Annotated in this window: 2 protein-coding genes; both read left to right on the top strand. The window is 70.4% G+C overall.

Annotated elements, in window-relative coordinates:
- Positions 1–18: 18 nt before the first annotated feature.
- Positions 19–1059 (top strand): glycoside hydrolase family 19 protein, encoded by a 1041-nt coding sequence (locus AB0B48_RS31025; RefSeq protein WP_357207779.1) that lies wholly within the window; start codon positions 19–21, stop codon positions 1057–1059.
- A gap of 273 nt (positions 1060–1332) precedes the next feature.
- Positions 1333–6948 (top strand): GH92 family glycosyl hydrolase, encoded by a 5616-nt coding sequence (locus tag AB0B48_RS31020; RefSeq protein ID WP_357207777.1) that lies wholly within the window; start codon positions 1333–1335, stop codon positions 6946–6948.
- Positions 6949–6991: the final 43 nt, after the last annotated feature.

Here is a 6991-nt window from a genome sequence, read left to right as displayed (position 1 = left end):
GGCGCGGGGGCGGGTTTTCTGGTCCCCGGCGGACGGTGCGCTATCACCCCGGCAACCGCCGGGTCCGGGGCGGCCTGCTCGGCGTCGTGGCAGGCCTCGGCCGTCTACTGGGGAGACGCGCAGGTCTCCCACAACGGCCGCAACTACCGGGCGAAGTGGTGGACCCAGAACGAGGCCCCGCCGGGTACGACCGGCGTCTGGGAGGACCTCGGCGCGTGCGGAGGCGGCACCACGCCACCCACCGGGGGGACCTGCGCCTACCCCAACTGGGCCGCCGGGACGTGGTACGCCACCGGGGCGATCGTGCGGTACACCAACGGCCTCTACTACATCGCCGAGCACGACAATCCCGGGTACGACCCCGTTGTCAGCACCTGGTACTGGGAGCCGTACACCTGTGGTGGCCAACCACCGACCACCCCGCCGCCCACCGACCCGGGGGGCTTCGTGGTCACCGAGGCCCAGTTCAACCAGATGTTCCCGGGTCGCAACTCCTTCTACACCTACTCCGGTCTCATCGCCGCGCTCAGCGCCTACCCGGCGTTCGCGAAGAGCGGCAGTGCCACCGTCCAGCGGCAGGAGGCCGCGGCCTTCCTGGCGAACGTCTACCACGAGACCGGCGGGCTCGTGCACATCGTCGAGCAGAACACCGCCAACTACCCGCACTACTGCGACCCCGGCCAGTCCTACGGGTGTCCCGCCGGGCAGGCCGCCTACTACGGGCGGGGGCCGATCCAGCTCAGTTGGAACTTCAACTACAACGCCGCTGGCAACGCGCTCAACCTGCCGCTGCTGACCAACCCGTGGCTGGTGCAGACCGACGCCGCGGTGGCCTGGAAGACCGGTATCTGGTACTGGATGACCCAGAACGGGCCGGGCACCATGACCGCCCACAATGCGATGGTCAACGGCGCCGGGTTCGGTCAGACCATCCGCAGCATCAACGGCTCGATCGAGTGCAACGGCGGGAACCCCGCCCAGGTGCAGAGCCGCGTCACCAGGTACCAGCAGTTCGTCGGCATCCTCGGCGTGTCCGCCGGAGCCAACCTCTACTGCTGATCGGTGCCCGGGCCTCGGCGTACGTCATCCGACGGCGTCGAGGCCCGGCACGTCGGCGCCCGGGCCCGGTGCGGGCGGCTGCCGTTTCGGCGCGGCCAACCCGTTGACACGGCCGTGTCGCGCCCGGAACTATCAGCGGCAGTCCACAGGCCCGACTCCCGTTGCTCACGAACTCACATGACAACGATGTCAGGGCTCGGCCCACCACCCGCTCCACACTGCCCAGACGTTCGACGAACTCGACCCGGTTCGAGTCGAAAGGCTCCGTCCCTCATGTCGCACACCCCCCTTGCGCGTCCACTCTCGCGCCGCCTGATCGCGGCGACGACAACAGCCCTGCTACCCCTGGGCCTGCTCGTCGCCACGCCCCCGGCGAACGCCGCCCCCACCCCCGCCACCCCCGGCAACTTCACCTCCTCGTTCGAGTCCGCCGACCCGCAGCCCGCCACCAGCACCGTCGAGGTCGGCCCCAACGGAAAGCCCGTGCAGGCCAACCTCAGCGGCAAGGTCGCCACCCTGCCGGGCAGCCTGCTCGGCCAGGTCAGCGCCGTGACCGCGAGCGACGAGAACAAGCCGCGCGAGGTCGCCGCGAACCTCGCCGACGACGACCCGTCGACCAAGTGGCTCGTGTTCGCGTCCAGCGGCTGGGTGACCTACCAGCTCGCCAAGCCGGCGACAGTGCGGCGCTACTCGCTGACCGCTGCCAACGACGCGCCGACCCGCGACCCGAAGGACTTCGTCGTCCAGGGGTCGAACGACGGCAGCACCTGGACCGACCTGGACAAGCGCGCCGGCGAGAAGTTCAGCGGACGCTTCGCCACCAACACGTACAGCTTCACCAACCCGGACGCCTACGGCTTCTACCGGCTCAACGTCACCGCGAACTCCGGTGACTCGCTCGTGCAGCTCGCCGACTGGAACATCAGCGACGGCTCGGACGTCCGCCCGCCGGCTACCCCCATGGTCAGCGAGGCGACCGCCGGCCCGAACGGCGGCTACACCACGAAGCCGGACGTCGGGTTCACCGGACTGGCCGCGCTGCGCTACTCCGGCGGCGCCGAGGGCAACGGCCGGTCGTACGCGACGAACAAGCTCTTCGACGTCAGCATCCCGGTCGGGCCGAAGACCCGACTGTCGTACAAGATCTTCCCCGAGTTCACCGGCGGGGACGGTCGGTACCCGTCCACGTACACCGCCGTCGACCTGCACTTCACCGACGGCAGTTACCTGAGTGGCCGCTCGGCCGCCGACCAGCACGGCTACCCGCTCACGGGCGCCGGTCAGGGCGCCTCGAAGGTGCTCTTCGCCGACCAGTGGAACCTGGTGCAGGCCGACCTGGGCACCGTCGCACGCGGCAAGACGATCGACCGCATCCTGCTCGCGTACGACAATCCGCAGGCCACCGGGGAGACCCGGTTCCAGGGTTGGCTCGACGACATCGAGCTGACCGCCGCGCCGGCGTCGATCGACGGCTCGAAGCTCACCAACTACGTCGACACCCGACGCGGCACCAACTCGACGGGCGGCTTCTCGCGCGGCAACAACCTGCCGATCACCGCCGTACCGAACGGGTTCAACTTCTTCACCCCGGTGACCGACGCGACGTCCGACTCGTGGGAGTACGAGTACCACCGGAAGAACAACGAGGCCAACCTGCCCATGCTCCAGGGCCTCGCGATCTCCCACGAGCCCAGCCCCTGGATGGGTGACCGCAACCAGATGTCGGTCATGCCAGTCGTCGGTGGCGGGTCGCTCACCGGTCAGCCGGCCAGTCGTGCGCTCGCCTTCACCCACGACGACGAGACGGCGCAGCCGGACCTCTACCGGGTCGCGCTCCAGAACGGCCTGGTCGCGGAGATGTCGCCCACCGACCACGCCGGGATAATGCGGTTCACCTTCCCCACCGGGCAGCCGACCGGAAGCCTCGTCTTCCACAACGGCACGTTCACCATCGGCACGGACGGCACGTTCACCGGTTGGGTCGACAACGGCAGCGGCCTGTCGGCCGGTCGGAGCCGGATGTTCGTCTCCGGCACCTTCGACCGGGCGCCCACGGCGTCCGCCGCGACCTCGGCCACCTTCGACATCTCCGGGTCGCGGGAGGTGACGATGCGCCTCGCCACGTCGTTCCTCTCCGTCGACCAGGCCCGCCGCAACCTCGACCTTGAGGTCACCGGCAAGAGCTTCGACCAGATCCACGCCGCCGCCACGGCCGCCTGGAAGGACCGGCTCGGCCGGGTCGAGGTGCGGGGCGCCACCGAGGCGCAGCTCGTCACCATGTACTCGAACCTGTACCGGCTGAACCTCTACCCGAACTCGCAGTCGGAGAACACCGGCACCGCCGCCGCGCCGCGCTGGCAGTACGCGAGCCCGGTCTCGGCGCCGACCGGCGCGGCGACCCCCACCCGGACGGGCGCGAAGATCGTCGACGGGCAGATCTACGTCAACAACGGCTTCTGGGACACCTACCGCACCGTGTGGCCCGCCTACGCGCTGCTGTACCCGGACGTCGCCGCCAGGATCTCCGACGGGTTCGTCCAGCACTACCGCGACGGCGGCTGGATCGCCCGCTGGTCGTCCCCCGGCTACGCCGACCTGATGACCGGCACCAGCGCGAACGTTGCACTGGCCCAGGCGTACCTCACCGGGGTCAAGCTGCCCGACCCGCTCGCGGCGTACGACGCGGCCGTCAAGGACGCGACCGTCGCGTCCGGGCGCAGCGCGGTCGGGCGTAAGGGCATCGAGAGCTCCCTGTTCCTCGGCTACACGCCGACGTCCACCGGGGAGTCGGTGTCCTGGGCGCTGGAGGGCTACATCAACGACTTCGGCATCGGCAACATGGGCGCGGCGCTCGCCAAGGACCCGGCCACGCCGAAGTCGGAACGTGCCCGGCTCACGGAGGAGTCGCGGTACTTCCTGGAGCGGGCCCGCAACTACGTCCACCTCTTCGACCCGAAGACGAAGCTCTTCCAGGGCCGCGACGCCGCCGGCAACTTCCTCGCCGGTGACCCACTGGACTGGGGTGGCGTCTACACCGAGACCAACGGGTGGAACTTTGCGTTCACCGCCCAGCAGGACGGTCAGGGCCTGATCAACCTGTACGGCGGGCAGAAGGCGCTGCGGGACAAGCTCGACGCGTTCTTCACGACTCCGGAGAACGCCGACCGCCCCGGTGGGTACGGCGGCGTCATCCACGAGATGCTCGAAGCGCGCGCGGTGCGGATGGGTCAGCTCGGCATGAGCAACCAGCCGTCGCACCACATCCCGTACATGTACAACGTCGCCGGCGCACCCGCCAGGACCCAGGAGACGGTGCGGGAGATCCTGCGGCGTCTCTACGTCGGCAGTGAGATCGGCCAGGGCTACCTGGGCGACGAGGACAACGGCGAGATGTCGTCGTGGTACATCCTCAGCTCGCTGGGCATCTACCCGTTGCAGGCCGGGTCGTCCGAGTGGGCGATCGGCTCGCCGCAGTTCACCAGGATGACAGTGCGCCGCAGCAGCGGCGACATCGTCGTCAACGCGCCGAACAGCAGCGCGGCGAACGTCTACGTGCAGGGCGTCTCGGTCAACGGCAAAAAGCAGCGCGGCCTGTCACTGGATGTCGCGACGCTCGCCAAGGGCGGCACCATCGACTTCCAGATGGGATCCAAGCCGTCGTCGTGGGGCAGTGGCAAGAACGACGCCCCGCCGTCGCTCACCAAGGGCGACGAGGCGCCCAAGCCGTTGCAGGACGTCACCGGCCCCGGTCTCGGCACCGCGACCGCGACCGGCGGTCAGGACGCGTCGAAGCTGTTCGACGACTCGTCGACCACGCAGCTGACCTTCGCCTCGGCGACCCCGCAGATCACCTGGGCCTTCCGTGGTGGCAAGCAGAAGCCGAAGTACTACACGGTCACGTCCGGGGCCGCTGCCGGCGATCCGGCGGACTGGCGTCTGCAGGGCTCCAACGACGGCCTCACCTGGACCACAGTGGACTCCCGTGCCGGTCAGGTGTTCCCGTGGCGCAACCAGACCCGCCCGTACTCGATCGACAAACCGGGGCGGTTCGCGCAGTTCCGCCTCGCCGTCACGAAGACCGTCGGCGCCGCGCAGACCACCCTCGCCGAGGTCGAGCTGCTCGCCGGCGGTGACCTCGACCTCGGGGGCGGCGACATCACCGTCACCGCGGCGGACGGCGTGCACGCGACCACCGGCGTACCCGTCTCGGTGCCGCTGGCCACCGTCACCGGCGGCGACGCCGGTGGCTACCAGGCCACCATCGACTGGGGTGACGGCACGCCGGCCACCGAGGGCACCGTGACGTTGAGCTCGCGGGCCGTCTACCGCATCGGTGGGTCGCACACCTACACCACGCCCGGCTACCACCAGGCGAACGTCACGGTGACCGACGGCGAGACCCAGAGCTCCACGACGGTCGGCGTCGAGGTGGCGTACGCCCCGGCCTCCGGTCTCACCGCCGCCTTCGACAGCGTCTGCGTCGGCGACGAAGGCACCCTGGCCGCGGACTGTGACGCCAAGTCCTGGGCCTACTCGCGGGCCGCCCTGGCAGCCGGTGGTGCCACCCAGGGCCAGGCCCAGCAGGTTCCCGGAACCGCGCTGCGGTTCACAGTGCCGGTGATCCCGGCCGGGCAGCCGGACAACGCCACCGGCAACGGGGCGAGCGTCGTCCTCGACCTTCCGGAGGACGCGAAGAGCATCTCGTTCATCGGCGCCGGAACGCAGGGCAACCAGAGCACCACCGGCACGGCGACGTTCAGCGACGGCAGCACGGCCAGCATTCCGATCCAGTTGAGCGACTGGACGCTGGGCGGCAACGCCAACGGCACGCCGTCCTACGGCAACATCATCGTCACCCGGACGGCGTACCGGTTGCAGGGCACGAGCCGCGACGGCGCCCAGCCGTTCCTCTTCGCCACCGCGCCGTACCAGATTCCGGCGGGCAAGACGCTGGTGTCGGTGACCCTGCCGACGCAGACCGGTGACCCCCGCTCGGCGGGTCGGATCCACGTGTTCGCCGTGGCCAACGACGGCACGCCCGCCCCGGCGCTGACGACCGCCGCCCCGAAGAGCCAGACGGCCACCGCCGGCCAGGCCCTCGCGGCGAACCTCGGTGCGGTGACCGGCGGCGTTCCCGGTACGACGGGCTACCGCGCCCGCGTCCAGTGGGGTGACGGCACGGTTCCGGACGACGTGACGATCGGCGCGTCGGGTGCGATGAGCGGCCAGCACACCTACGCACGGGAGGGCACCTACACGGTGCGCGTCACCGCGTGGGACACGCTGTCGAGCAGCACCGAATCCTTCACCGTGACCGTGGCTCGGGGCGGATCGCAGCCGGCGATCGCGCTGTCCGCGTCCGGCGCCGTCACCACCGGCGGCGCGATCACCGTCACCGGCAGCGGTTTCGCCGCCGGCGAGCAGGTGACCGTCAACGTCGGCACCGACCCGGGCCGGACCATGAAGGTCGCGGCCTCCGCGACGGGAACGGTCCGCGCTTCGGTGCCGACCTCCGGTGACGCGCAACCCGGCCGGTACGCCGTCACCGCGACGGGCGCGTCCTCGCGTACGCCGGCCACGGCCACCGTCCAGGTGACCGGGGAGCCGCAGGCGCGGACCTACCAGCCGCGGGTTTCGCTGTTGACCACCTCGGGCCCGCGCGGCACGTCGATCATGGTCGACGGTTCCGGGTTCGCCCCGAACGAGGTGGTCACGATCGCCTTCGGGACCGGACTGGCGGTCAGCACCGTGCGTGCGAACGGTGACGGCGTCATCTCCGGCGCGACGGTCAGCGTTCCAGGCGCCGCGAAGGCGGGCGCGACCAGCGTCACGCTGAACGGCGCCACGTCGGCCACCGAGGTGTCCCGACCGTTCACCGTCACCGGCTAGCACCGAGCCGGGACAACGCAGCGTGGGGCGGGCCGTGGTCACG

The sequence above is a fragment of the Micromonospora sp. NPDC049089 genome, from assembly GCF_040648775.1.
GTDB lineage: Bacteria > Actinomycetota > Actinomycetes > Mycobacteriales > Micromonosporaceae > Micromonospora.
This window is presented reverse-complemented; position numbering and strand designations above follow the sequence as displayed.